This window comes from Streptomyces sp. NPDC104096 (assembly GCF_055584385.1).
Map to the genome: position 1 here is coordinate 152,552 of NZ_JBVJMD010000012.1, position 26,018 is coordinate 178,569.

The window sequence follows — 26,018 nt, forward strand, 5'->3', positions numbered from 1 at the left end:
TCCGGTGGCGCCTGTCCAGGGCCCATCATCAAATGGCGCCGGAAACAAACAGGTCACGCGGCATCGCCGATGCAAGAGCCGCCCAGGTCTGTGCGGTGCACTCAGCTCACGGCGATGCCCTCGTACTTGACGAGTTCAGAATTAATTCATGGAGACCAAGAATGTCTGTCACCTCTGACAACACCGCTGTCCGACCGTTCACCTTCGAGTTCCCGCAGTCCGAGCTCGAAGAGCTGCGCGAGCGTGTCAGGGCCGCGCGGTGGCCGGAGAAGGAAACCGTCCAGGATCAGTCGCAGGGCACCCCGCTCGCCACGATCCAGAAGCTCGCAGAGTACTGGGCCGAGGAGTACGACTGGCGCAAGGTCGAGGCGAAGCTGAAGTCCTACCCCCACTACATCACCGAGATCGACGGGCTGGACATCCACTTCATCCACGTCCGTTCCAAGCACGAGAACGCCCTGCCGGTGATCGTCACGCACGGCTGGCCGGGGTCGATCGTCGAGCAGCTGAAGATCGTGGAGCCGCTCACCGACCCGACCGCGCACGGCGGCTCCGCCGAGGACGCCTTCCACGTCGTCATCCCCTCGATCCCCGGCTACGGCTTCTCGGGCAAGCCCACCGCCAAGGGCTGGGGTCCGGAGCGCATCGCCAGCGCCTGGGGCGAGCTGATGAAGCGCCTGGGCTACACGAAGTACGTTGCGCAGGGCGGCGACTGGGGCGCCGTCATCACCGACCTCATGGGCGTGCAGGAGCCGCAGGGCCTGGTCGGCATCCACACCAACATGCCCAAGGTCATCCCGCCGGCCATCGAGCAGGCGATCGTGGCCGGCAACCCGCTGCCGGACGACGTCGTCCTCGCCGATGACGAGCAGAAGCGTGCGGTCGAGCAGCTGGACTTCGTGTACCGGCACGTCTACTACGCCTACATGATGGGCTCGCGTCCGCAGTCCCTGACCGGCCTTGCCGACTCCCCGGTGGGTCTGGCCGCCTTCCTGCTCGACCACGACGCCAAGAGTCTGGCGCTCATCGCCCGGTCCTTCGACGGAGTCGAGGAAGGCCTGTCCCGCGACGACGTCCTGGACAACATCACCCTGTTCTGGCTGACGAACACGGCTGTCTCCGCCGCCCGCCTCTACGCCGAGAACACGACCCCCTTCTTCGGTGCCAAGGGCGTGAAGCTTCCCGTGGCCGTCAGTGTCTTCCCGGACGAGCTGTACCAGGCGCCCGAGAGCTGGACCAGGGAGGCCTATCCGAACCTGATCCACTTCAACCGGCTCCCCAAGGGCGGCCACTTCGCCGCCTGGGAGCAGCCGGAGCTCCTCGTCGGCGAGCTTCGCAACGGCTTCCGCACCCTGCGGTAGAGCTCAGTGCCTGAGAACGGTCCAGGGCACTGAAGGACGAGGTGGCTGAGAGCTCGACCGAGCTTTCGGCCGCCTCGCCGTGCTATGCGGACAAGCCGACCCGCTCTCGATGGAGATCCGGGCGCGGGACCGGACGCGACCAATCAGGGCGTCGGATCCGCAGCTGATCGCGGGGCCGGCCGCCCTTGAGTCAACGCGACTCGATCCGGGTCAGGGGCATGGCCGCTTCATCACCGGTCGAACGTCCAATTCCGACCATTCATCGGGAGAATCACTATGAAGAACGTCGAACATCCGCTCGTGGTGGCATACCTGGAGGCGGTGGCACGCGAGGCCGCAACCCTGGCGCCGGAGCACCGCAATGAACTTCTTGCCGATCTGACGGAGTCCCTCGAGGTGGCTCTCGCCGAGCGCCCGGCCCGCAGTGAGGCGGAGGTGAAGGCCGTCCTGCACCGCCTCGGCGATCCCCGCACCATCGTGGCCACCGACCTGGAAGACGAGATCATCGCGCCGCCGCCCAGCGAGTGGCACAGCCTTGCCCCGTTGATCTTGCTGCCGGTGGCCGGACTCCTGGTGGGCGTCAGCCCCCTCCTGGGCGGGACAGGCATGATCGCGGGCATCGTACTGCTGTGGGCAGCACCTCACTGGAGCAAGCGCAACAAGATCATCGGCACTGCGGCCGCGCTCCTGGTACCGGTGGGCGCCGCGCTTGCCGGCCTGGCCCTCGCAACAGGTGGGCGGCTTGACGAACCAGTGCTGCTCACCCTGGTCGCCGCCGTCACCTTGGTCCCGGCGGCCGCATCCGTGTACCTCTTCCGGGCCGGGCGACCCGGTTCACGCAGGCCTCGCCGGCTCCCTGGACGTCGCGCGTGACGTGGATCAGGGGAACTCATGAAGGATCACTCGACCGCTAGCGGTGGTTTGTTAGGTCGGGGTGTAGAGATCAAGAGGTCTGCCGCTGCCGACAGCGTTGATCAGGGCTTGGAGTTCGATGGGCGGGGGATTCGTCGACCACGCTCGCCAGTAGCGTTGCAGCGTGGCCCAGGGCGTCAGCCAGCCACGGACGGCCCGGAGGGCCCGGGGCCAGCACGCCGGCTGGGGCTGCTGGGACTCGGGTTCTCCCCCTCTCCAACGGTCCTGCATCCGCGTCAGAACCGGGTGGCTGGTGACCCGGAGGGGGCAGGGGTGGGGCGAACCATGTGTCCCAGCAGAAGCTGAACGCGCAGTTCACAAGGGCCTGGTGGCGTCGGACGACAGTATCGGAGCGGACCTGGAAGTCGGCCCAGCCGAGTTCGTCCTTGACCTGTTCGTAGCTCTGCTCGACCCAGTGCCGCAGCCCGTGGATCCGCACGATTTCGGTGAGGTCGGCGGCCGGGTGCCGGCTGCGCTGCTCGCGGGGTGAGCCAGGTCGGGGCAGGTTCGCGGCCAGGTACCAGGTGGAGTTCTCGGGCAGGGTGGCCGGGTCGGTGGTGGCCACGACCAGCCGGATCGCGCCGTTGGGCCCCCACCAGCCCAGCTGGGCATCGGCGCCCCACCAGGTGGTGGTGCGGCCGTCGCGGAAAGCACGGGTGGCCGGCTGCCAGTCGCCCGACTGCTCGGGACCCCACCAGGCCAGTTCGCGGGCTGCATCCACCGGCCGGAAGGCGTCTTTGTACTGCCAGGTGCCATGGCCACGTTTGAGGGCCGTCACGAACGGCAGGTGGACCGCGGACAGTTCACGGCGGAAGCTGTCGTGGTCGCCGTAGGCGCAGTCGGCCGCTACCGCCCGGAAAGACACACCCGCGTCTGCGGCCCGGCGGACCAGACAGGCCCCGATCTGCAGCTTCGTACGGAACTGGGGATCACTCTTCCCGCGCGGGAAGTGGTGAGCGGGAGTGTAGGGGTCGGCGTGCAGCGGGTAATAGACGCGTTCGTCCGCCCAGCAGGTGGTCACCGTGACAACACCCCGTTCGATCTTGCCGACCGAACCGAGGTACTGCTTGCCCACGTGCGCGGTCGCGCTGCCGTCCTTTCCGGTCCCCGGAATCGTCAATCACCAGCACCCCGCCCGGATGAGGGGCGGTGGCCGGATCGGCCGGCAGCAGCTCCAGTCGGCGGGCGTTGACCGCATACTGGCCCCAGGTCGACTCGGACAGGAAGAACTGCAGCCGCTGCACCGCCGCGTGCTGGGCACCGACCACGGGCTCCGTACCGGCCAGGCAGGTCAGCGTCTTGTTCCGGTCCCTGGGCACCAGCAGTCCCGCCAGGTACTCGCGAAACCCACGCCGCTGTGTCAGCGTGGAGAACAGATCATCGAAACGCGCGGCACAACCCTTCAGCGTCCCCGGAGCGGGCGGGCACGGCACACGCTTGCTCATCACGCCCCCCAGACAGCGAGCAAAACCCCTCACCGTCCGGCGTACTCCCGCCCCAACCCGCCGTCAACCAACCACCGCCAGGTCCTGGGGCAGGCGCCCTGCCGCCTCCGGCACCTCGGTCCAGATCGTCTTGCCGGTCGGCGTGTACCGCGTGCCCCAGCGCTCGGTCATCTGTGCCGCGAGGAAGAGCCCCCTGCCTCCCTCGTCCTCGGACCCGGCCCGTCGAAGATGCGGGGCCGTGTGGGCGCCGTCCGACACCTCGACGATCAGCCTGTCCTCCCGGATGAGGCGCAGACGAACCGGGGGGCCGCCGTGTCTGATCGCGTTGGTGACCAGTTCGCTGACGACAAGCTCGACGATGAATGCCACCTCGTCGGCCACGCCCCATTCGGCGAGCTTGTCCCTGGCCAGTGACCGGGCGCGGGCCACCTCTTCCGGGTCGAAGGGAATCTCCCAGGTGCCGACCAGGTGCCCGGCCAGCGCGTGTGTGCGCACCAGCAGCAAGGTGGCGTCGTCCGCGGGTGGCCCGGGAAGCAGCTCGGCGACGACGCGGCGGCAGATTTCCTCCAGCGGACCGACCGCGCAGCGGGACAGGGCGCCGCACAGGTGGCGTATGCCGGAGTCGATGTCCCGTCGGCGGCTCTCGACGAGTCCGTCGGTGAACAGGGCGAGCATGCTGCCTTCGGGCAGTTCGAAGTCGACACTCTCGAAGGGGAGGCCTCCGAGGCCCAGCGGTGGCCCGGCGGGAACGTCCACGAGTTCGCTGTGGCCGTCAGGCCTGAGCAGTACCGGGGGCGGATGGCCCGCCCGTGCCATGACGCAGTGCCGGTTGACGGTGTCGTAGACCGCGTACAGGCAGGTCGCGCCAAGCGCCCGGTCCTCTGCGCCGACTTCCGCCGAGGATGCGGATCCGGCCCGTGCGACGAGGTCGTCGAGGCGGGCGAGCAGTTCGTCGGGGGCGAGGTCGAGCGCGGAGAGAGCCGCCACGGTGGTACGCAGGCGCCCCATGGTCGCCGCGGCACCCGTACCGTGTCCGGCCACGTCCCCGACGACCAGTCCCACCCGCGCGCCGGAGAGCGGAATGACGTCGTACCAGTCCCCGCCCACGCCGGCCGGGCCTTGGGCCGGCAGATAGCGGTGGGCGACTTCGACCCCGGCCGGCCGGGGCAGGGTGTGAGGCAGCAGGTCGCGTTGCAGTGTCAGCGCGGTGGCGTGTTCGCGGACATAGCGGCGTGCGTTGTCGAGGCAGAGCGCGGTACGGGAGACCAGTTCCACGGCGACCGGGATGTCCTCGGCGTCGAAGGGGGCGCGCGGCGCCGTGCGCAGGAGCAGTGCCACGCCGAGAACCGTGCCGCGCGCCGCCAGCGGCAGGGCCAGCGCACCGGTGACCGGGTCGTCGACCGGCGCGGCGGAGGACAGGCAGCGTCCGCGCAGGGTGTCCAAGGAGGCCGCGAGGTCGTCGGCCGCGGAGTCCCGCGCACGCCCGGCGACGCGGAGGAGGCCCGAGCCCTCGGCACGGTGGGCGGCAGCGGGCGGCTCCTGACCACTCAGTACTGGTTCCAGCAGGTCCACGCTGAGCGCGTCGGCGAACTCGGGGACCGCGAGTTCCGCCAGTTCGTCGGCCGTGCGACGGATGTCCAGGGTGGTGCCGATGCTGCCGCCGGCCCGGCTCAGCAGTGCCAGACGCCGCCGCATCGCGTAGCGGTCGGTGATGTCCAGGCCCGCCTCGCAGACCCCGATGGGTCGTCCCGCATCGTCCTCCAGACGGAAGTAGGACAGAGACCACACGCGCGGGTGATCAGGGTCGCGCGGCGTCGCGCTCTGGTAGAGGACATCGGTCACCGGCCGCCCGGTGCGCAGGGCCTCACGGATGGGTCGCTCGACGTCCCGCACAGCCCGACCGTCCCCGGTGAGCAGCACTCCATCCGGAAGAACCTCCAGCAGACCGCGGCCGACGACATCCTCCAGCCCGTAACCGAACTGCTCCTCGATGGCGGTGTTGATCCACCGGATCCGGATGGCGGTGTCGTAGACGACGAGCATGACCGGCGACTGGGTGTAAAGCCCGGCCAGTACGGCCCGGTCGATGGCGCGCCGCTGCAGCCGCTCGACCTCCATGGCCACCATCAGCCACATGACGGCATCGCGCCCTCGGGAGAGCGGGTCCAGACACAATGCCATCGGCACCGCATGGCCGTCGCGGTGCCGGACGGAACGGATGACGTATGCCCCTGGCGCCTCCGCCGTCTGTGCCGCGGCACCGGCCGCAGGCGACGACGCTACGCTGGGAGGCTCGTCCAGGACATCGGCAATGGGGCGGCCCACGATTTCGTCCGGCCGGTATCCGAACAGCGCCTCGGCCTGTCGGCTCCATCCAGCGAACCGCATCTGGCCATCGAGTACGGCGGTCGCCCGCCCGGCCGGCAAGTCGCCGGGACCGGCGTCTGCCATGGGGATGGTGTCCTGAGTGGGGAGACCTGTCATCGCCGGTTCCGTGCCTGCTGCGGGACTCGCCTGATCCCTTCACCCTACTGCCGAACGGCGCTCCCGCACGGTGACGAGGTGCGCGGAGGTGCGCGGTCACGTCGGCCCGCGTCGGCTGATGCTTATGGTGCGCACGATGTCGGACGCGCCGGTCTGAGCAGCGCGATCTCCCGGCGCAGCTCCATGACCGCCCGGGCGCGTGCGGTCTGGGCCGCGGCTCTCCAGGTAGGCCAGTTTCACCTCGAGCGCAGAGCTGTCTCGTCGCACAGTTCCAGTACGGAGATCTCGCGGCCGTGGGTCCGGCCGGTGACCAAGCGCTGGTTCAACACGTAGCCGAGGTCGCGGGCAACCAGGGCGCGGGACGATCTCATAGCCCTCCTCCCAGAGGAAGAACTTGCGCATCCGTGGCACCACGACTGCCGCCGCCGGCGCCCTGGCTCTCTCGCTCTCACACGCGCCTGCACGGCTCTCCTCTCCCGACGAGGGCATGGAACGCGGCCTGGTCCAGGCCGTGCCAGGCAGACGGGACGTGTCCGCCCACGAGAACGCCGGCTCGGTCCGGAGCCGTTGGTCAAACCCCGTTGTCGGAGGCAAACGTCGTGGCTGCCCGGCGCACCCGACAGACCACCGGCCGGTACGGGCGCAGGCCGACACCGAGGGGCTCGCCATCCGGCCCTTCGGCGCCGGTACCCAAGCTGCCGTCGCCCCGCGGGCGGACACGGAGCCGGGCAACCAACCACATGGCTCCCGCGCACCACACACGTATAGCTGCATGGCGCCCTCGTCTTGCGGATCCTTGGCGCATCGCTCGCTTCGGCTTTAGCGTTGGGGGGTGCACGACGGCATGGTCACGCTGTTCCTCGGCGGGGACGTGATGCTCGGCCGGGGTGTCGATCAGATCCTTCCGTTCCCCGGTGACCCGGCGCTGCGGGAGGAGTACATCCGCGACGCCCGTGCCTACGTCGACCTGGCGGAGGCGGCGAACGGGCCGATCCCCCGGCCGGCCGGCTTCCGCTGGCCGTGGGGCGAGGCGCTGCCCGTCCTGGACGAGACGGCGCCGGACGTGCGGGTGGTCAATCTGGAGACAGCCGTCACCGGTGACGGGGACTTCACGCCCGGCAAGGACGTCCACTACCGGATGAGCCCGGCCAACCTGCCGTGCCTGGCCGCAGCCCGGCCGGACGTCTGCGCACTCGCCAACAACCACGTGCTCGACTTCGGCCCACGCGGCCTCCACGAGACGCTCGACGCCCTGGCGGAGTCGGGACTGCGGACGGCGGGGGCGGGCCCGGACGAGGTCCGGGCGAAACAGCCGGCGATCATACCCGTGGGCGCCGACGGGCGGGTGCTGGTCTTCTCCTTCGGAATGCCGTCCAGCGGGATCCCGAAGGACTGGGCCGCCACCGGGCAGCGGCCCGGTGTCGACGTCGTCGCGGAGCCTTCGCAAGCCGCCGCCTCCGTGTTCGCCGACCGTCTGCGGCAGGTCGGGCGGCCGGGAGACATCGCGGTCGCCTCGGTCCACTGGGGCTCCAACTGGGGCTACGACGTCTCGCGCTCCCAGGTCCGCTTCGCCCACGCGCTCCTCGACGCGGGCGTGGACGTCGTGCACGGACATTCCTCGCACCACCCGCGCCCGCTGGAGGTGTACCGGGACAGGCTCATCCTGTACGGCTGCGGCGACCTCATCGACGACTACGAGGGGATCGGCGGCTACGAGAGCTACCGGGACGACCTGCGGGTGCTGTACCTGGTGTCGGTGGAGGCGGACACCGGCCGGCTGGTCGACGCGCGGATGGTGCCCCTACGGGCGCGCAGGATGCGCCTGGAGCACGCCCCGTCCCAGGACACCGCATGGCTGCGCGCCGTCCTCGACAGGCACAGCCGAGCGTTCGGAACCCGCGTCGACGGCGGGCCCGACGGCACGCTCACCGTACGGCCTCTGCGTACCGGGCAGCACACATGACGTGGACCTCCGACAGGGACCGCTCAGCACGTGTGCGTCGAATGCGACGCGCCCCGTGGCCCGTGTCAGGCCCCGGGAGGTCTTGAAGCACGGAAGCCGGGAGATCCGTCGCCGGGAACGGTTCGCCGGCGGTCGACCGCATCCGCGCCGGCCGATCTCGGCCGGCCCGTTCGGTCTGCAGAAGGTCACGATGAGCGTTCGTGTCATGGCCGGCTGCTCATAGGGCTACTGCCCGAAGCTTCTGCCCGACACGAGGGTCTTGCGCACCACGGCGACGGGCCGTCGGCCGTGGTGAAAGCACTGGGTGCTGTGCTGGTGGAGTACGAGGCCGTGCGCTTCCCCGACGGAGAGCCACGGGCCGTTGCCGCCCATGTGTCGTCGCCGCGGCTCTCGCCATCGTCCGGGCGAAGGCGCCGTGCGCGGTCGGCGACGGCGTCCAGTCCCGGGTGGCGGAACAAAAGTTGCTCGAGGCCGGCCCTGGGATGGCACACGGCAGAACAGGAGCGCCTCTCACAGGGGTGCGCATTCGTTCGCCGCTGGAGCGAGGATGGAAGTACGGGGCGCATGCACACGGCGTCGTCCGCCGTGTTTCCTGGGGGCGAGGAGGCCCGGTCGTGTTGTTCCTGGATCGTCGGGACGCCGGCCGACGGCTGGCTCCCCTGCTGAAGCATCTCGAGGGTACTGATGTCGTGGTGCTGGGGCTGCCTCGAGGGGGTGTCCCGGTCGCCGCGGAGGTCGCGAAGGCGCTGGGCGTGCCGCTGGACGTCTGCCTGGTGCGCAAACTGGGCGTGCCGTTCCAGCCGGAGCTGGGCATGGGGGCCATCGGCGAAGGCGGCGTTCGCGTGATCAACGACGAGGTGGTGCGCACCGCGCGGGTCACTGCGCACGACCTGGCCGAGGTCGAGGCCCGCGAGCGGGAGGTCCTCGAAAGCCGTGCACGGCGCTACCGGGGCGAACGGGAGCCGGCAGCCCTGGCGGGCCGTACGGTACTGGTCGTCGACGACGGGGTCGCCACCGGATCGACGGCGCGTGCGGCCTGTCGGATCGCCCACGCTCACGGGGCGGCGCGGGTCGTGCTGGCGGTTCCCGTGGCCCCGCACGACTGGGCCGCGCGCCTGGGTGCGGACGCCGACGAGCTGGTGTGCCCGCACACTCCGTGGGACTTCTACGCGGTCGGGCAGTTCTACGCCGACTTCTCCCAGACCGACGACGGCGAGGTCGTCGCCTGCCTGGAAGAAGCGCTCGCCCGCCGGGCTCCGCCCGGGCAGGCAGCGCCCGAGGACCGGGAGGCGAATGTACGCGCGGGTCCGCTGGTGCTGCGGGGCCAGTTGACGGTACCCGAGGGCGCCCTCGGGATCGTGGTGTTCGCGCACGGCAGCGGTAGCAGCCGGCGCAGCCCGCGCAACCGGTTCGTCGCGACCGGCTTGAACCGGGCCGGGCTGGGCACCCTGCTGTTCGACCTCCTCACCGAGGAAGAGGCGATGGACCGGGCCAATGTCTTCGACACGGAGCTCCTCGCCCGACGGCTCACGGACGCCACCGGCTGGCTGCGCGAGCAGCCCGAGGCCCAGGAGCCGGCCATCGGCTACTTCGGCGCCAGCACCGGCGCTGCCGCCGCGCTCTGGGCCGCCGCCGAGCCCGACGCCCGGATCGCCGCGGTCGTCTCCCGTGGCGGACGGCCCGATCTCGCCGGACCACGACTGCCGGCCGTGACCGCCGCCACCCTTCTGATCGTCGGCGGCGACGACCGACTCGTGCTCGGTCTCAACCGCGATGCACAGGCCCGGCTGCGGTGCGAGAACGAACTCGCGGTCGTCCCCGGTGCCACCCACCTCTTCGAGGAACCGGGCACCCTGGAGCAGGTCACCCGCCTGGCCCGTGACTGGTTCACCGATCACATGGCCCCGGCACACCACGGGGTGGCCCGATCCTGAGCGCAGAGGGCACGTCGTCGGCCCCGAGCCGCGGTTCCCGTCCGGGCGCGGTTCTCAGGTTGCCTGTCCGGCGCAGCAACACCGTCTCGGCGTTGACGATGCACACGTGACGGGCAATGGCCCGTGGGCCCGGACCGCTCCTCGCGGTCCGGGCCCACGGGCACATGTTCGCCTCGGCGGCGTCAGACGCCTGACGGCATGCTGAAGCACGAGTTGAGATGACGTGACTGATGCGCACATGTCACGGCGCCAGGGTCCTCACGGCCAGCCGCCCCCCGTATGTGCAAGTCGCAGCATAGGGGAAGAGACCTTGATCGTCACCTCGGATACACCGCAGTCTGAACGCGGCCCAAGTGCGGCGACCGCAACGACGACAGAAATGCGTCCTTCTCGGCACGGCGTCGGCATGTGCGGTGAGAATTCCGCAGGGGATCGGCCACCGGTACGGCGACGCGTACCTCGTCCTTCTTCTCCCAGGCCATCCAGTCACGTCGCATCCCGCTGTTCTCGATCGACGCGGTGAGCTACTCCCTGGCTCGGTCCGGGTCGACCTTTCCGCAGACGACGATCAGTCGCATCCGCCGACGCAAGGTGACCTGCTGCGCCTTCAGGCCGCGGGCGTGGTGCAGCACCTCCGGCTGACGGTCGTACGTCCTACGCCAGGTCTCCCCCGCGGCCCGACACTCCATCCGGACACATTCCGTGCGGTCGGGGAGCAGCTCGAACGGGACGCCGTCGTCCATGAGTTCTCGCACCTGCGTCCCGGCGGCCGAGCGCGCGTCGGCGGAGTTCAGCGGCGGACGGACGACGGTGACGAAGCCCCGGCGCGCGAAGCTGTGAACGGTCTGCGGTGCCTCCCCCACGAAGACCGGCACCTTCAGCGTGAGCAGGTTCTCCTTCAAGTGCCCGGCGAAACCGGCACGTTCGGGTGCCGCCTCCTGGATGAGTGCGTCGTAGTGGCCGGGCCGGGCGGGCCGGGAGGCAAACCCGTCGGGGACCCTGGATCCCTCCCTGGCCACGCCGTGGACCTCGGGGGCGTCGCGCAGGTGCAGCACGCTCTTGAAGCCGACGCCCTGCGGCCGATCCCGGCATCCGCACGCCATGCAGGCGCACACGCTGGACTTCAAAAGGGGCAAGGACGGAGACATTGACGCCGGGCCTCACGGCTAAACGCAATGGTGTTGCACTCCACGGGACGCGATCTATGCTGGTTCCAGCAAACCCACGTTTCTGCCCCAGCGGTCCCCAAGCTTCAACCCGGATACCCTGCTTCTCGCTAGCAGTCACGGCCCGAGATGAGGGCAATCGAGTCTGCCTGTTGAGCGCTGGGAGAGAATTTCGCGCTGTCGAGGACGAGCGGGAAACCACACACGAGAACAAAAGAAGCGTCACGGAGGTCGCCGACCGGGCGTTTATGGAGGCTTCATTTTATGGCGACGATCCATCGCCGAACCGATAGCCTGCTCGTTGGGGCGCTCCTCGCCTCAGTAGGTGGATTTCTGGACGCCTACACCTTGATTCGCTTCGGCGTATTTGCAAATTTGCAGTCAGGCAATATGGTCCTATTCTGCCTGCACGTCACAAAATGGCAGTGGAGCACAGCAGCGCTGTCACTCATCCCGATTGGCGCTTTCATCATCGGTGTGCTTGCCGTAGAAGTGCTCGGGGTTTCCGCTGTTAAAAAGTTCGTGCGTCGGCCTCTACGACTGGTGCTGACCCTTCAGATTCTGCTGCTGTCAGCCATCGCGTCATTGCCCGATCGGACTCCCGTGGCAGTGACAACGGTGACGGTTTCTTTCGTTGCCGCCCTGCAGTTTTCGACCTTCACGACACTGCGCGACGCCCCCTACGCGACCTTGATGGCAAGCGGGAACCTCCGCACGAGTGTCGTCGCCGCCTATCAGTGGTTCACCACCAGAGAGCCTGCACGTGCGCAGCACGCCGGCCGGTACGGCATCATTGTTGGTGCATTCGCTGTCGGCGCGGCCATAGGCGCCATCTGCACTCGGATCTTCGGCACTGCCGCAATCGCCGTGGCGGCCGCTTTGCTCGTCGCTGTTCTAGCGATGCTGATTCGCGAAACGCTCCGTCTAGAACGCAGGAAGGCGAACGGACAGTCACAGGGTCACACGCATTGACGTGCTCCCTGACCTAAAGTCCAGGGATTCCGGCCCGGGTCGTCTGACCCTTCCGGGAACTTCCTGCTTCAACGCGCTGTGCCGGAACTTTCGTCCTGGTCTTACCGGCGCTCCACGAGGCGTTTAGTGTCTCCGCCCCTCCGGCGGCGACGATGCGGCGTCCTTCGAAGAGGACTTTTCGTGCTGCGTCGCGGTCGCGGACGGCGTTGCACTCGCTGCACGTCCATTCCCTCACGTGCAGGCGTTTGGGGCTGTCCCGCAATCCGCAGGCCGAGCAGACCTGGGAGGATGGGAAGGACCGGTCCACTTTGGCGAAAGCACGGCCGTGCAGAGCCGACTTGTACTGCAGCATGCCGATAAACGCGGACCATCCCGCGGCATGTACGGATTTGGCGAACCGGGTGCGGCCGAGGCCGGACACCGCGAGGTCTTCCACGTTCACCCACTCGCTGCGCGCGGAGGTGGCCCACCAGGGGGTCGCGGTAGGCATCGCCTACCTCAACTGGGCCGATTCGGTTCTGGGTCCGCTCGGTGAGGGTGAGTTCACCGCCTGGCGGGCGGCACTTGGCGGTGGTGACCCAGTCACCCGCACCGATGTAGGCCATGTCGGCGAGGATCGGGACGCCTGACGCGCGCAGATCCGGAGGATCTTGTGGGTGCGGGCGGCCGTCAGATCGTGGGTCCGGCCCGGCAGTGCTGGCGACAGCCACAGAGGCTCGCCGGCCGGGTCCGTGACGACCTGCACGTTCACCCCGTGCCGTTTGTGTTTCGAGGAGTAGTCGGCCCTGCCGTCGTCGATGCGGTCGCATTCTGCGAGCGTGCCGTCCAGCAGGACGAAGTCCGGGTCGTGCGCGCGCGGCGTCTTCAGCAGGCCCGGCGCCTGCTCGGCGAGCAGACCGGTGACCGCGGTGACGTAGGCGTGGGCGGTGCCGACAGATATCCCGAAGGCTGCGGCGATACGGGCGAGGGTGTCGTGGCGACGCAGATACACGAGCGCACGGCGGTGTGGCGGGAGTTCGCACCGCCGGTCACCCTCACGGGTGACGATGAGCATCGTGTCCCACTCGACCAGGGCGTGGGGCAGGTCGAGTGCGGCTCGATACGGAACCAACCGGGCTCCTGTGCTGCTGAGTCGAGGCGTCAAACACCTCCCTCAACGGCACGGGAGCCCTGTCCGTTGCGCATCCCGACCTTCACACCCGCCGTTGACAGCGATCCCTGAAAATCCCCATGCCTGCTTGTCGTTCCTCAAGGGACGTGCTGCGAGCGCGAGTCGCGTGCGAGGGCTGCATGCGTCAGGATCGAAGGTGCTTGAGGGTGAACTCGGGCTCGGCATAGAGGCCGGCCTGGACTCCGGTCGGATCGGCTGGAAGATCCCCCGGGATGTCCGCAGCGTGCGCTTCTGCGTTGTCGACGGGGACATAGGCCAGTTCCGACACGTCGGGGAGTTTCCAGAAGCGGCGGGTGTTGGCAGAGACGGCGTACGCCGTGACGAAGCGGGTGGAGGACGGTGCGGTCAGGGCGGCCCGGATGTAGCCGACGGCGTCGCGCGGGCTCAGCCAGGTCGCCAGGTGCCGGGGCTCGGCAGGCATAGGCTCGAAACTGCCGATGCGCAGGCAGATCACCGACAGACCGAACTTGTCGGCGTACAACTGCCCGAGCGCCTCGACGGCCACCTTGCTCACCCCGTACAGGCCGTCAGGGCGTGTCGGCTCCTGCGGACCGGTGAGATGTCCGGCGGGGTAGAAGCCGGTCACACGATTGCTGCTCGCCAGCACCACCCGCTCGATTCCCGTGCGCCGCGCCGCCTCCAGGACGTGGTGCGTGCCCAGCACATTGGCTTCGAGCAGGTCCGGAAGCGGAGCCTCGTCGGGCACGCCGCCCAAGTGGAGTACGCGGTCGGCTCCCGCGAGGGCCGATTCCACCGCGGCGGCGTCCCGCAGGTCCACGGTGTGCACGTCTTCGTTCTCGGCCTCCGGGTGGAGCGGCACGCGGTCCAGCAGGACCAGGCGTGCCGCCTCGCGTCGTAGCGCCTCACGCACCACGGAACCGATGGTGCCCGCCGCCCCTGTCACCGCCACTGTTCCCAGACTCACTGCTCTCCCCCTGGCTTCGACGCCCCTCGCATTTTCGCGCGCGTTGATCCACTCATCAAGACGGTGAGGAACTGAGCGAGCAGGGCTGGGGGCCTCCTGAGCGAGAGGTGGGGATGCCCAAGGAGCGCCAACACCGTCACTCGATCAGTGGCCACGCTGAGAACGCTCATTGCTCACTCGCTGAACACCAGAAAGGAGCATCCGCGCCGCAAGCCTTCAGCCGCGGGAGCGCAATATGCGGCGCATCCGGTCGGCCCGGTCCAGGAGGTTCGTGCGGACGACCGGGGCAGCCTGCGCCGCCAGGACTTGCGCTCGCTTCAGGTAGGTCAGGTCGATACCGAAGAACGGGAAGAGGTGTTTGGTGTAGGTCGTCGCCGGCATGGTTCCGCTGCGGTGGATGGTTGGCACGAGATCGAGGTAGGCCTCCGCGTAGGGCCTCAGCAGGTCGTCCTGACCGGCGCTCCAGAACGGCGCCGTAACTGAGTGGACCGAAGCGAGAGGCACCGCGCGGTCCGTCACCAGCGTCTGCCACACCGCGTTCTTCTCTGCCGCGTCCGGGGTCGCAGCGCGGACCTGGAGCCTGCTGACCCATGCGTCGGGGTCCGGGTCGCGGTCGAGCAGAGCCTGTGCCTCGGTGGCGGTCGGGCTTCCGAGCTGAGCCTTGCGAACCAGTGCTCGCCACTGGAGATCGATGTCCTCCCCGGCCTCGATCTGGAGCCAGGCCACCTCCTCCGGTTCGGCCGCGGTGCGAGCGAAGCCGCGCAACGCCGCTTTGCGGTAGGCGCCGACGCCGGAGAGACTGCGGCACGCCGCGGCCACTGCTCGCAGCAATTCGTCCCGCTCCGACTTCGGGCTCCACAGGTCTGCGGCCTCGACAGCCAGGTTGATATACGGCTCGATCACCGACGCGGAGGTCTCGACAGCCAGCACCCCGGTCAGGCACTGCACGGCTTCGGCGGCAGTCGCTTCGCCGTTGATCAGCATGTCCCAGGCCGTGGTGACGGCGACACCCCGCGCGGTCGCAGTGGGCAGGCGGGCGGCGTTGTCGAAGAACGCGTCTCTGGTCGTGGCGTCAGGTCTCGTCGAGGCGAAGGTCAGGTCTTCATCGTTGACCAGATACAGGTCGGCTCCCGCTGGCAGGTCGAGGCGGGTCCGTTCGCCCGCTACCTCGACTTCGACGAGTGCCGTCCGCTCAAGGTGGTCCCCTGAACGCTCGTAGGCGCCGACGGCAAGCACCTGCGGGCGCGGCCGGCCACCCGAGCCATGAGCGACCAGGGCAAAGCCGTCTTTGTCGTGGTCGAGAGTGAGCCGGTCGGTGCCCGCTGTTTCCAGCCATTCCGCGTGCCACTGGTCCAGGTCACGTCCGCCGGCGTCGGCGACCGCGTCGATCAGGTCCTTCAGTGTGGTGTTGCCCCAGGCATGCGTGGCGAAGTAGCTGGTGAGACCGGCGCAGAAGTTCGCCTCGCCGACGTACGTCATCAGCTGGTGCAGTACGGAAGCGCCCTTGGAGTAGGTGATGGCGTCAAAAGTCGCTTCGGCCTCGGAGACGTTGCGGACCTGCTGGCGGATCGGGTGCGTGGTGGGTCCCTGGTCCATGGAATAGGCCTTGAGTTTCTCGCCGGCCAGATGTGCCGTCCAGGCATCGGTGTACGACGTCGCGCTCACCGCGGCCCAATTGCTCGCGAACTCCGCGAACGCCTCGTTCAGCCACAGGTCCTCCCACCAGCGCATCGTGACGATGTTGCCGAACCACATGTGCGCGAGCTCGTGCAACAGGTACCGCGAGAAGATGTCCCACTCCGCTCTGGTCGGGGTGCTCCTGCGCAGGAACCAGTCCATCCAGGTGACGCAGCCGAAGTTCTCCAACGCGCCGGGGAATTCGGGCGTGAAGACCTGGTCGTACTTGTGCTGCGGAAACGGCATGCCGAACTTGTCGGCGAAGAACTCGAGCCCCTGGGTGGTCAGGGTGAACAGTTCGTCGGCGTCCCGGTCCAAGATGGAGGCCAGCGACTGTCGGGCGAAGAGGCCGAGATCATGACCAGCTCCGCGACGACGCAATTCGTAGTACGGGCCCGCGTTGATCACAGTGTTGTACGTCGCCAGCGGTGGTGTCGGCGGGAAGGTCCAGCGCCGCAGGGAGCCGAGGTATTCGATCTGCGGGTCACCGCTGTTGCTCAACACCCGCCAGCCGGCAGGAGCGGTCACGGTGAACGCCCACGGCGCCTTGAGGTCCGGCTGATCGAAGCAGGCCAACACGTACCGGGCGTAGTCGGGACTGAAGTCGGTGTAGACGTACGTCTCGCCGTCGGCGGGATCGACCGCCTTGTGCACGCCCCGGCCATCGGCCGAGCACTCCGCCACCGAGACCACCGTGAGGACGTTGCGTTCGGCAAGATCGGTCAGTGCGATCCGGCCCTGGACAGCCGGCCGCAGCACGACCCCGTTGAGCGTGGCGCTCTCGACCGCCGCCGCACAATCGACAAAGGTCTCGGCCCCGGGCTGGTGACACGTAAAGGTGGTCGTCGATTCGCACCGGACCCGCGAGCCGGTCATCAGATCCGTAAGGTCGACGGCAACGTCATACCGTTCGACCGTCAGCAGCCTCGCGCGCTCTTCTGCCTCGGTTTGGGTCAGACTCCTGCCGCTCATCGCTTTCCCTCTCCAAGATTCGTTCATTCGTTGCGAACCACGCCCTCAGCAGCAAGCGGCCCACGTGAATCGGGTTCGTCCCTCGCGTCGCCTATCGGCTGATCGGCGGCTTCCTCCCAGACCCTGGAGGACAGAGCACCCAGAAATGGTAAATGATCACATCTCTACCGCATGGAGTAGCCCCTGCTCATCCCTGTCATGGAGCCTGGCGATCACCCGATCGGGAAATAGGGTGTCCAGCCGCCTGCCATTGTCGCGTCTTCCGTGGTGATCTCCCACGCCAGTCGGTGCTCGAAGCCGCCCGGCGGATCCGTACGAGCCTCAGGACATGCTGCCCCGGCACACCGTCCCCGGAGCCGGGGTGCGGCCCGTGCGGAGGTAGTGGTCGACCTTCTCCGCGACGCAGCGGTTCTGGGAGTAGGTGCCGTGGCCCTCCTCCTGGGCCGTCAGGAGGACGCCGACGCCGTCGCCCAGGGCGTGGGCCATGTGGCGGGCGCCGGGGTAGGGGGTGTTCGGGTCGCCGGTGCCGCCGACCACCAGGACGGGGGCCGCACCGTCGGCGTCCACCTGGAGCGTGGCGCGCTCGCCGTCGAAGGGCCAGTCGTAGCAGAGGTAGACGCCGGTGGACCAGGCTGCGCCGAAGACGGGCGAGGCGGCTTTGATGCGGGCCTCGTCCCGGTCGAGGCGTTCGAAGCTGGGGCGAAGGCTGGAGTCCGCGCAGGTGATCGCGACCAGGGCGGCGCGGCTGAAGTCATTTGCAGTCGCCGCGCGGTCGGCGGAGCCGACGTCGTCCGCGCCCTCGCTCAGCGGACGGCCGTCGTTGTGGTCGATCAGCGCGGTGAGGGCCTTGGCGAGCGGCGCCCAGCCGTCCGTGCCGCGGTCGAGATGGTCGCTGATGGCGTGCGCGAGGTCGTCGGCGTCGAGGCTCCTTCCGGCGCCGGCCGGGGCGGGCTTCTTCTCCAGGCGATCGGCCAGGCGCGCCATGCGCCGCGCGGCCTCCTCGGGCCCGTCGCCGGTCGGGCAGTGGCGGATACGGGCCCCGCAGTGCGCGGCGAACCGGTCGAACGCCGCCTGGACCGCCTTGACCTGCGACACCTGCTTCTCGTCGAGGTCCTCGGTCGGATCGACGGACGCTTCGAGGACGAGCCGTCCGACGTGCGACGGGTACAGGTGGGCGTAGACCGCACCGAGCGCCGTTCCGTACGAGACGCCGAAGTAGTGCAACTGCTCGTCGCCGAGGAGGTAGCGCATCAGGTCGAGGTCGCGCGCGGTGTGCGAGGTGCCGATGTACGGGAGGAGCGCCCCGGAGTGCTCGGCGCAGGCGTCGACGCTGTCGTAGCCGGTGTCGTCCGCGGTCTTCCCGCATCGCACGGGGATGGTCGCGCCGACGCCGCGCGGGTCGAAGGAGACCAGGTCGTAGCGGTCGAGGAGCGGCTCGTACTGGTTGAGGAATTCGGGCAGTCCGCTCACGCCGGACACGCCGGGGCCGCCGAAGTTGAGGACGAGCGAGCCGATGCGCCGGGCGTTCGCTCCGGTGGCCTTGCGGCGGATCAGGGCGACGTCGATCGTCCTGCCGTCCGGTTTCCGATAGTCGAGGGGGGCCTTCATGGTGGCGCAGTCGTAGCCCGTGCGCGCGGTGGGCGGCGAGGTGCAGGTGGACCAGTGGAGGTGCTGGCCGGTGGTGAGCGCGGTGGGCAGACCGGAGGGCGGGTTGCTCGCGGTGAGCTCCGTACGCGGCTCCGCACTTCGGCCGGGAGCGTCGTGCTGGAGCCAGGCGCTGACGGCCCCGATCACGGTGAGGACGGCCACGGCGATGACGCGCGCGCCGACCGAGAGGCCTGGTTTGCGGCTTCGTATCGGATGTGCGTCACTCATCTAAACCCCGCGCTCCCGCCCCTGGACACCGGCCGCGTGCCCGCATGCCCGTACCCGTGATCGTCCCACCGCCAAATGCGTTCAGGATACAAGCCTCGACTTCGACCGCCTGCAAATCACTTGTCCCCAGGGCCAGTTCAGCGGTGGCCGGCACGGTTCACCAAGAGGAAGTACCGCCCCTGCCCAATGCGCACCCGGTGTACCACCACCGCCGACAGCGCCCGGACTCTGGGCCTTCCCCACAAGAACTCCGCGACCTGCAACTCCGCGTCCGCGCGGAGCAGTAGCCCCCCCGGCTGGAAGCCGCTACGCGGTCCGCTCAGGAGTCGAGGGCACCGTCAACGAGTTCGTCCACGGACACGGCATGCGCCATTGTCGCTGCCGGCGACAGCCGAAAGCCCATCTGCAACACGTACTCACAGCATCCCTCGATCGAAGTCCTGGCGAACGCGGGCGAGGGCTTCGCCCAGCAGGCCTCGCAGCGACGGCTACTGGACCGGATGCGCGTCGAGCCAGTCACAGGCCGCGGGCCGCGCCGAACACCATCGGCCGGTTCGTGTCGAACGCTGTGGCGCCCTTGTCCTCCCCCCACGGCATAACCTGCCTCCATCGTGTCAATCAGAACGAACGCGGGCGACCAGAAAGCTGCCGTGGCTCCCGTGTGCGCGCGCACGGCCTGACGCAGGACCTGGTCGCCTCACAGCCCCCGCTGCGGGTCGTCCGTCCCCAGCCGGCCGGGGACGACACCGGCTACCGGCCTGGCAGAGCGGACCGCTGCACCGACGGGTACCTCTCGGCTGCCGCTTTCGGCATGCCGGGGACGCGGCAGTTCGTCCAGGTCCATCAGCCGTACCAGACACAGCCTTTCGGCCGGCTCCGCGCGGCCGCGTGACGTCTGCTGTGCACGATCCTCACCGCGACACGGCCGCCCAGGCCCGGGTCAGGGCGCCAGCACAATCCTGCCGAACACCTCCCCCGCGTCCATCCGGTGGTGGGCCGGCGCCGCCTGGTCCAGAGGCAGCACCTCGTGCACGACCGTGCGCAGGTCCCCGTGCGCAGCATCGGCGAACTGGGCGGACCGCACGCTCTGGCGGTCGGGACCGGGCACGGTGTCAGAGCTGAAAGTGGCGAACGACAACGACTTGCGGAAGGCATCCATCAGCCGCATGCCGAAGTCCGCCGGTGGCTGCCCGCCCACCACACCGACAGCCACCAACCGCCCGTTGGGATTCAGCTTGTCCAGGAAAAGGGGAAGCTGGGGGCCTCCCACGACATCGATCACCACGTCGAAGCCCAGCGGTGTGTCCGGGCCGCCCTCGCCGGTGCGGTCAAGGACATGGGTGGCACCCAGATCCCTCAAGCGGGCACCACGGTCCACCGACGAGGTGGTGACCGCCACCGCGCTCGCGCCACGCCTGGTTGCGAGCTGGACCGCCGTGATCCCGATACTGCCCGCCGCACCACGTACGAGCACCGCCTCTCCGGGCGTGAAGCGGGCCCGTTCCAGGGCGAAGTGGGCGACCACGCCGGAGCCGCCGAGGGTCACCGCGGCGGCGGCGGTCAGACCGTCGGGCAGTGCGAGGACGTCCTCGACCGCGGCGACGGCCTGCTCGGCATATCCACCGGACAGGCCGGTGAACGCCCACACCCGCCGCCCGATCCACGAGGCGTCCACGCCCTCTCCCACCGCGGCAACCCTTCCCGCGACCTCGCTGCCGAGCACGTGGCCCTCCCGGAAGCCGTAGGCGGCAAGCGTTCCCCGGCGGATCACCGCGTCCACGCCGCCCACCCCGATCGCCTCCGTGACGATCTGCACCTGCCCCGGGGCAGGCACGGGCGCGGGCACATCGACGACCTCCAGGCCATCGGGGTCGCCGAACGTCCTGATCACGACAGTTTTCATCTCTGCTCCTCAAACCGGTCGAGGGACGGTTCGCAGTTGCTGCGGCCGTGCGTCTCGAGCCGCCCCCGTCGGCCATCACCGGTGAAGTGCCGGGACGGGACAGCAGCACTGCCACCGGACCGTAACGGACACCCCCGTCCGTTTGGTTAAAGTGAGAAACGATGACCAGCCAATTGCCTCAGACCGTGCGCTCCGACGCCCGCGACAACCGGGCCCGCATCCTGGACGCTGCCCGCGCGGTGTTCGGCGAGGAGGGTCTGAGCGCACCCATGCGCGAGGTCGCCCGGCATGCGAGCGTCGGCCCCGCCACGCTGTACCGGCACTTCCCGACCAAGCAGGCACTGGTCGTGGAGACTTTCGCCCAGCAGCGGCGGACCTGCCAGGCCGCCGTCAGCGACGCCCTTGCGGACCCGGACCCGTGGCACGGATTCCGGAGCCTGGTCGAGCGGATCTGCGAACTCCACGCACACAGCCGAGGATTCGCCGACGCCTTCATGACCGCCTTTCCCGAGGCCATGGACTTCGCCGACGACCGGGAGCAGACATGGCGCGCGGTCGGCGAACTGGCCCGCCGTGCCCAGAAGACCGGCCGACTGCGCCCCGACTTCGTCATCGACGACCTGGTCCTCATGCTCATGGCCCACCGGGGCCTGCAGGACACTCCGAGTGCGGCCCGGATAACGACCTCCCGCCGCTTCGCCGCCTATGTGATCGAGGCGTTCCGCGCCACACCGGAGACGGCAGCCCCTACGCCGCTGCCACCGGCACCACGCCTGCGACTCACCCACTCGCCCAGCACGCCATAGAGCCGTTGCCTGGAGGTTCGCCGATCCTTGCGGACCAGGGCGTGCCGGGGAGGTGGGACGGCATGGAGGACCGGCGAGCAGCCCACAGGGCCAGTTGAATCAGGGCAATTGGCTGCAGCCGCCGGTAGACCGACGCGCCGGTGGTCGGTCAGTGGGGGCCTAGTTGTTGGCTGCGTCGGGGCCACTGGGGGCGTCGCGGCGCGGTCAGCTCCGTGCCGTCGAGAACGGCATCGCGTCGGCCCATTCCCAGAAGGCGCCTGCTTCGTCGACTTCCCGTTGCAGCAGGGCGAACAGCGGGCTCATGTCGGTGCCGGGAGGGACGTCGATGGCGATGAAGCGCTCCCCGTGCCATTCGCTGAGCAACCCGGATTCTTTGATCGAGTTCTTGATGAGGTTGATGCTGCGGCCAAGTCGTTCGGCGTCCGCGCTCGGCCTGAGCAGTGTGCGCAGGACGCGGTGTCCGCTCGTCCGGACAACTTCGACCACGCGAATTTCCGGCGAGAGACGGACCCTGTCTCCGAGGGCGAGGCCGTAAGTCATGAAGGGGATGCAGGCCACCGCGTATGTGCCGTCCTCTTCGGGTAGGAGCCACAACTGCTCGATCTGCCCGTCGAGGTCGAAGGGGGCCAGATCGGCCTGGGCGATGTAGTTGCTCTCGGCCCGCCCGACCGGGTCCTCGTGCACGATGTACTGCATCTCCGCCCCCTGCCGGCTGCTCATCTCGGCGAAGATCGTCCCATGGCTTCGGCTCGCGCGGCTGACGGGGTGCTCCATTCACTACTACCCCCTTCTTTTGCTCCACCCGGGCTTTGGAACGAGCCAGACGGTAGGACTCGGTGCCGGTCTCGATGAGGGTGGGGTTGAAGGTGAGCCGGTCCACGATCGCCGCGCAGAGCCGTGGGGCGGTGAAGGTCCGGCTCCAGCCGGTGAAAGCCTCGTTGGAGGCGATCGCGATGCTGCTCTTCCCCTCACACTCAGTGAGAACCTGGAAAGGCATTTCCGCGCCTCGGCGGTCGAGTTGGAGACAGCCCAACTCATCGATTTCGAGCAGGTGAACGCGCTCGTAGCGGGCGACGGTCTCGCCCAGTTGCTTGTCGTCTGCCGCCTCGACCAGCTCGTTCACCCGGCGCCTTGCCCGCCGGATCGCCGACGCCGGATTCGGCGAGATCCGCCGACAGCTCGACTGCAAGACCCGTCAGCGGCATGCCACCCGCATGGTGGTCGCCGACCGCCCCCTCAAAGCGCGTGGGTGACACGGCTTCGCGACCCCAGGGCCTGCACCCGGCACGGCCGCTGTCACGCAGCGCGTCACTCCGCCCTGTCACGTCCCGCTAGGATCGGACCTGACCTGGGGGAAAGCGAGATACGGACGCGTCGGCGGTCCGGCGTGACAGCGTGACACCAGGGGACGGGCTGGGACCTGCGTCTGCCGGCCGCTGTGCCGCGGCAGCGAAGACTGATCCGGTGCCACCGAAGTATCGACTGCAAGCGAGGATCGATGAGCCGCCGTATATCCCAGGGCGCACTGGTCGTCTGCTCGATCGGCGTCTTGATCAACATCGTGGACGCGATCGGGGCGGGGCGCCTGGAGCCGCATGATGCCTTCCCTGCGGTAGTCGCGCTTGGCGTCGGTGGTGACCTGCTCAAAAAGCGGCGGCCCGGGGCTGCGAAGGCGTTGTACGCCGTGATGTCGGTGCTGCTGGTAGTTGCCGGATCCGTCGCGGGTGCCCGGGCATGGACCTCACTCTTCAGGGGCGCGTCCTATGACTGGCTCGACCTCGGACTCGGGGTTCTGGTCCTGCTTTACGTCGCCGTCGGTGCGGGTCAGCTGCTCACACGCCTGTCCCGTGGAGCATCGAGGTCTCGCATGAATGCCGACATGCCCAGCAAATAACACCGGCACCTCCTGCACCAGCACTGAGGAGGAACGCGAGATCCTGCGGAAGGCGGCGAAGTATTTCGCCGGGGAGACGCGCTGGTGATCGGACAGCACCTATGGCATCCCCAGGATCACCGCCGAACTCTGCGAGGCAGGCGGTGAGGCGGTCAACCACAAGCGCGTCGCGAGGACCATGCGGACGTTCGGGATCGAAGGGTTCCGCCTGTGCCGTCGGCACCGCACCACCGTCGCCGACCCGGCCGCGGCCAAGGCACCGGACCTGATCGGTCGCGACTTCACCGCCCGGAGTCCGAACACGAAGTACGTCGGCGACATCACCTGTCTGCCCGGGCCTTGTCCCTTGATCTTGAACACACGAGACCCTGAGTCCCTTCCAACCTGGCTGCAGGATCGAGCGGTTGCGGTGACGGGCGACGAAACCTCAGGCAGATGGGCTGTCGACCAACAGCGACCTCGCTGCCAGGAGCTTCGTGAACGTCTTGACCGACGCGCACAGCGACCTCGGATCCGGGGCGCACCGTCTCGGCCCACCGGCCGGCCCCGGTGGGTGCGGGCCGGCCGGTGGGCCGAGACGGTGCGAGGGGAATCACGGTGAGCCCTGGCTCGTTCAGCTCAGGCGCCACTGCTGGTTCGCGCCGCCGTTGCAGTTCCACAGCTCCAGCTGGGTGCCGTTGACGTTGCCGGCCGGCTGGTCGCCGCCGGTGACGTCGAGGCACAGGCCGGACTGGACGCCGGTGACCGTGCCGTCGGCGTTCGGGCGCCACTGCTGGTTCGTGCCGCCGTTGCAGTTCCACAGCTCGACCTTGGTGCCCGCGGTGGTCGCTGCGCCGGTCGCGTCCAGGCACTGTGTGCCCCCGTACAGCCGCAGTTCGCCGGCCGCCGTCAGGGTGACCTTCTGGTTGGCACCGCCGTTGCAGTCCCAGATCTCGATCTTCGTGCCGGGAGTGGTCTCGTTGTCGTACGCGTCGAGGCAGCGGCCGGAGGAGGCGCCGACCAGGGCGTGCGTGGTGCCGGTGCTGGTGGCCGAGCCGGTGGACACCCGGAACAGGACCGTGCCGTGGCCGGGCACGGTGGCCGAGATCGCACCGCTGGTGGTGGTCTTCACGTGCGACCACAGGTTGTCCAGGCTGTAGCCGCTGGACGAGGCGGGCAGGCCGACCGCCGACGCGGTGGTGGAGATGGTGGCCGCGCCGGAGTTCTCGTTGAACAGCGCGACCGACACGTCGCCGCCGGCCAGCGGCTTGGCCAGCACGTCCAGGCCGCCGACGGAGGATATCTGCACGCCCTGTTTGCCGAGCGCGTCCTGGTCGACCGCGATGACGTCCCGGTCGCCGAGGATGGAGGCGGTGGCGGCAGAAGAGTTGGGCAGATCGTTGCCCGTGATCAGCGGGGCGGCCATCTCGGCCCAGAGACTGAACTCGCTGCGGTCCTCGGTGAACGACATGCCGCCGTTGCCGACCTCCAGCATGTCGGGGTCGTTCCAGCCACCGGGGCCGGCGTACTGCGCCAGTTTGACGTTGGCGTGGAAGATCGACAGCAGGGAGCCGTAGCTGTCATTGATGTCGCCGGTGGTGCGCCACATGTTGCCGACGCCCGCGCCCCACGTCCACACGTTGTCCACGCCCCACTCGCACAGGCTGAACAGGATGGCGCGACCGGCGCTGTTATGGGCCAGGGCGTCGCGCATGGTGGTGTCGCGCTGCTGGGCGGAGGTCCCGTCGCCGTTGCAGTTGTCGTACTTGAGCAGGTCCACGCCCCAGGAGGCGAAGCTGTTCGCGTCGGTCTGCTCGTGGCCGAGGCTGCCGGGGTAGCCGGCGCAGGTCTTGGTGCCCGCGCTCTCGTAGATGCCGAGTTTCAGGCCCTTGGCATGCACGTACGCGGCCGTGCCGCTGATGCCGTCCGGGAACTTGACGGGGTCGGGCACGAGACGGCCGGCGGCGTCGCGGCTGCCGGCCATCCAGCAGTCGTCGATGTCGACGTAGGTGTAGCCGGACGCGGCCAGCCCGGAGGAGACCAGGTAGTCGGCGACGGACTCGACCTTCTGTTCGGTGATGTTGCATCCGAACTTGTTCCAGCTGTTCCAGCCCATCGGTGGGGTGAGCGCCAGCCCGTTGGGCAGGGCGTCGGCCTGTGGCGCGGCACCCAGGACCCAGGCGGCTGAGGCGGCGATCAGGGCCAGGACGGTGCCGACCGCGGTACCGGTACGTCTGCGGGCGGACTTACGCCTGCCGGTACGGGCCGAGTCGTACTCAGGGCGGGCAGCACAGGGTGTCCGGAGCGCACGAGAGGCACGGGACGTCCGGAGTGTGCGGACCACGTGGAGCTTGCGGGGCATATGGAGGCGCACGTTGTCCTTCTTTCGAATGGGGGGCTACCCGATAGGCACTCGAGCCTGCGGACAGGCGTGAATGACTCCGCGTCAGGTGCGTGAACAGCCGACGGAATGCAAAAGACGCGTGACGGATGAGGGTGGAAAGTCTTGGATTCTGTGCGAATGCCGGGGCATACCGTCGCAGTCCACACAGACTCCGTCAAGGGTTTACACAGCAACC

At 68.8% G+C, this 26,018-nt stretch carries 17 protein-coding genes and 4 pseudogenes; 8 read left to right on the top strand and 13 right to left on the bottom strand.

The window, feature by feature from the left end; all coding sequences use genetic code 11:
* Window positions 1–161 precede the first annotated feature (161 nt).
* Window positions 162–1,361, top strand: coding sequence for an epoxide hydrolase family protein (locus ACZ60B_RS15980; RefSeq protein ID WP_469387280.1), 1,200 nt, complete (start codon window positions 162–164; stop codon window positions 1,359–1,361).
* A gap of 276 nt (window positions 1,362–1,637) precedes the next feature.
* Window positions 1,638–2,234 (top strand): HAAS signaling domain-containing protein, encoded by a 597-nt coding sequence (locus ACZ60B_RS15985; RefSeq protein ID WP_469387282.1) that lies wholly within the window; start codon window positions 1,638–1,640, stop codon window positions 2,232–2,234.
* A gap of 70 nt (window positions 2,235–2,304) precedes the next feature.
* Here ACZ60B_RS15985 and ACZ60B_RS15990 read toward each other — a convergent pair.
* From ACZ60B_RS15990 to ACZ60B_RS16000, 3 genes and pseudogenes are all read right to left on the bottom strand, one after another.
* Window positions 2,305–3,718: pseudogene (locus ACZ60B_RS15990) on the bottom strand (IS701 family transposase).
* 63 nt (window positions 3,719–3,781) lie between these two features.
* Window positions 3,782–6,202: a SpoIIE family protein phosphatase gene (locus tag ACZ60B_RS15995; RefSeq protein ID WP_469387284.1), complete on the bottom strand. Its 2,421-nt coding sequence runs from the start codon at window positions 6,200–6,202 to the stop codon at window positions 3,782–3,784.
* A gap of 236 nt (window positions 6,203–6,438) precedes the next feature.
* Window positions 6,439–6,573, bottom strand: coding sequence for a hypothetical protein (locus tag ACZ60B_RS16000; protein WP_469387286.1), 135 nt, complete (start codon window positions 6,571–6,573; stop codon window positions 6,439–6,441).
* A 461-nt stretch (window positions 6,574–7,034) separates the two neighbouring features.
* Between ACZ60B_RS16000 and ACZ60B_RS16005 the strand changes: the two genes are divergently transcribed.
* Together ACZ60B_RS16005 and ACZ60B_RS16010 are read left to right on the top strand one after the other, a co-directional pair.
* A complete protein-coding gene (locus ACZ60B_RS16005) occupies window positions 7,035–8,165 on the top strand; it encodes a CapA family protein (protein ID WP_469387288.1) in 1,131 nt (376 codons plus the stop codon).
* Between the two features lie 614 nt (window positions 8,166–8,779).
* On the top strand, window positions 8,780–10,099 hold the full coding sequence (locus ACZ60B_RS16010; RefSeq protein WP_469387290.1) for a phosphoribosyltransferase family protein: 1,320 nt from the start codon (window positions 8,780–8,782) through the stop codon (window positions 10,097–10,099).
* Between the two features lie 524 nt (window positions 10,100–10,623).
* On the opposite strand, the gene ACZ60B_RS16015 is transcribed toward ACZ60B_RS16010, so the two are convergent.
* Window positions 10,624–11,235 (bottom strand): hypothetical protein, encoded by a 612-nt coding sequence (locus ACZ60B_RS16015; RefSeq protein WP_469387292.1) that lies wholly within the window; start codon window positions 11,233–11,235, stop codon window positions 10,624–10,626.
* Window positions 11,236–11,529: 294 nt separating this feature from the next.
* Between ACZ60B_RS16015 and ACZ60B_RS16020 the strand changes: the two genes are divergently transcribed.
* Window positions 11,530–12,237 carry a YoaK family protein gene (locus ACZ60B_RS16020; protein ID WP_469387294.1) on the top strand — a complete coding sequence of 236 codons (708 nt, stop codon included), beginning with the start codon at window positions 11,530–11,532 and terminating at the stop codon, window positions 12,235–12,237.
* Window positions 12,238–12,250: 13 nt separating this feature from the next.
* Here ACZ60B_RS16020 and ACZ60B_RS16025 read toward each other — a convergent pair whose 3' ends face one another.
* The 6 genes and pseudogenes from ACZ60B_RS16025 to ACZ60B_RS16050 all read right to left on the bottom strand — a co-directional run bounded on the left by ACZ60B_RS16025 (window position 12,251) and on the right by ACZ60B_RS16050 (window position 20,760).
* The gene (locus ACZ60B_RS16025; RefSeq protein ID WP_469387347.1) at window positions 12,251–12,727 is read right to left on the bottom strand and encodes a zinc ribbon domain-containing protein; all 477 of its coding nucleotides are present in this window, start codon (window positions 12,725–12,727) and stop codon (window positions 12,251–12,253) included.
* A pseudogene (locus tag ACZ60B_RS16030) lies at window positions 12,723–13,348 on the bottom strand (transposase); the annotation flags it as partial. The gene ACZ60B_RS16025 and the pseudogene ACZ60B_RS16030, both read right to left, overlap by 5 nt.
* Window positions 13,349–13,532: 184 nt before the next feature.
* Window positions 13,533–14,333 carry an NAD-dependent epimerase/dehydratase family protein gene (locus ACZ60B_RS16035; protein ID WP_469387296.1) on the bottom strand — a complete coding sequence of 267 codons (801 nt, stop codon included), beginning with the start codon at window positions 14,331–14,333 and terminating at the stop codon, window positions 13,533–13,535.
* Between the two features lie 216 nt (window positions 14,334–14,549).
* Window positions 14,550–16,982 (bottom strand): aminopeptidase N, encoded by a 2,433-nt coding sequence (gene pepN / locus ACZ60B_RS16040; protein ID WP_469387298.1) that lies wholly within the window; start codon window positions 16,980–16,982, stop codon window positions 14,550–14,552.
* 321 nt (window positions 16,983–17,303) lie between these two features.
* On the bottom strand, window positions 17,304–18,857 hold the full coding sequence (locus tag ACZ60B_RS16045) for an alpha/beta hydrolase (protein WP_469387300.1): 1,554 nt from the start codon (window positions 18,855–18,857) through the stop codon (window positions 17,304–17,306).
* A 940-nt stretch (window positions 18,858–19,797) separates the two neighbouring features.
* Window positions 19,798–20,760, bottom strand: coding sequence for a zinc-dependent alcohol dehydrogenase family protein (locus ACZ60B_RS16050; protein WP_469387302.1), 963 nt, complete (start codon window positions 20,758–20,760; stop codon window positions 19,798–19,800).
* Between the two features lie 161 nt (window positions 20,761–20,921).
* Between ACZ60B_RS16050 and ACZ60B_RS16055 the strand changes: the two genes are divergently transcribed.
* Entirely contained in the window at window positions 20,922–21,566 is a 645-nt protein-coding gene (locus tag ACZ60B_RS16055) for a TetR/AcrR family transcriptional regulator (protein ID WP_469387304.1), read from the top strand.
* Window positions 21,567–21,770: 204 nt separating this feature from the next.
* Here ACZ60B_RS16055 and ACZ60B_RS16060 read toward each other — a convergent pair whose 3' ends face one another.
* Both ACZ60B_RS16060 and ACZ60B_RS16065 read right to left on the bottom strand, forming a co-directional pair.
* Window positions 21,771–22,340 (bottom strand): DUF4265 domain-containing protein, encoded by a 570-nt coding sequence (locus ACZ60B_RS16060; protein ID WP_469387306.1) that lies wholly within the window; start codon window positions 22,338–22,340, stop codon window positions 21,771–21,773.
* Between the two features lie 19 nt (window positions 22,341–22,359).
* A pseudogene (locus ACZ60B_RS16065) lies at window positions 22,360–22,701 on the bottom strand (ATP-binding protein); the annotation flags it as partial.
* Window positions 22,702–23,064: 363 nt separating this feature from the next.
* Between ACZ60B_RS16065 and ACZ60B_RS16070 the strand changes: the two are divergent.
* Together ACZ60B_RS16070 and ACZ60B_RS16075 are read left to right on the top strand one after the other, a co-directional pair.
* On the top strand, window positions 23,065–23,460 hold the full coding sequence (locus ACZ60B_RS16070; RefSeq protein WP_469387308.1) for a hypothetical protein: 396 nt from the start codon (window positions 23,065–23,067) through the stop codon (window positions 23,458–23,460).
* A gap of 91 nt (window positions 23,461–23,551) precedes the next feature.
* Window positions 23,552–23,794, top strand: a pseudogene (locus tag ACZ60B_RS16075) (IS3 family transposase); the annotation flags it as partial.
* Between the two features lie 279 nt (window positions 23,795–24,073).
* Here the strand turns inward: ACZ60B_RS16075 and ACZ60B_RS16080 are convergent.
* Window positions 24,074–25,813 (bottom strand): glycoside hydrolase family 27 protein, encoded by a 1,740-nt coding sequence (locus ACZ60B_RS16080; RefSeq protein WP_469387310.1) that lies wholly within the window; start codon window positions 25,811–25,813, stop codon window positions 24,074–24,076.
* Window positions 25,814–26,018: the final 205 nt, after the last annotated feature.

Coding starts and splice junctions, on each gene's coding strand:
- ACZ60B_RS15980 (WP_469387280.1), top strand. CDS start 162: ATGTCTGTCACCTCTGACAACACCGCTGTCCGACCGTTCACCTTCGAG.
- ACZ60B_RS15985 (WP_469387282.1), top strand. CDS start 1,638: ATGAAGAACGTCGAACATCCGCTCGTGGTGGCATACCTGGAGGCGGTG.
- ACZ60B_RS15995 (WP_469387284.1), bottom strand. CDS start 6,202: ATGACAGGTCTCCCCACTCAGGACACCATCCCCATGGCAGACGCCGGT.
- ACZ60B_RS16000 (WP_469387286.1), bottom strand. CDS start 6,573: ATGAGATCGTCCCGCGCCCTGGTTGCCCGCGACCTCGGCTACGTGTTG.
- ACZ60B_RS16020 (WP_469387294.1), top strand. CDS start 11,530: ATGGCGACGATCCATCGCCGAACCGATAGCCTGCTCGTTGGGGCGCTC.
- ACZ60B_RS16025 (WP_469387347.1), bottom strand. CDS start 12,727: ATGCCTACCGCGACCCCCTGGTGGGCCACCTCCGCGCGCAGCGAGTGG.
- pepN (WP_469387298.1), bottom strand. CDS start 16,982: ATGAGCGGCAGGAGTCTGACCCAAACCGAGGCAGAAGAGCGCGCGAGG.
- ACZ60B_RS16045 (WP_469387300.1), bottom strand. CDS start 18,857: ATGAGTGACGCACATCCGATACGAAGCCGCAAACCAGGCCTCTCGGTC.
- ACZ60B_RS16050 (WP_469387302.1), bottom strand. CDS start 20,760: ATGAAAACTGTCGTGATCAGGACGTTCGGCGACCCCGATGGCCTGGAG.
- ACZ60B_RS16055 (WP_469387304.1), top strand. CDS start 20,922: ATGACCAGCCAATTGCCTCAGACCGTGCGCTCCGACGCCCGCGACAAC.
- ACZ60B_RS16060 (WP_469387306.1), bottom strand. CDS start 22,340: ATGGAGCACCCCGTCAGCCGCGCGAGCCGAAGCCATGGGACGATCTTC.
- ACZ60B_RS16070 (WP_469387308.1), top strand. CDS start 23,065: ATGAGCCGCCGTATATCCCAGGGCGCACTGGTCGTCTGCTCGATCGGC.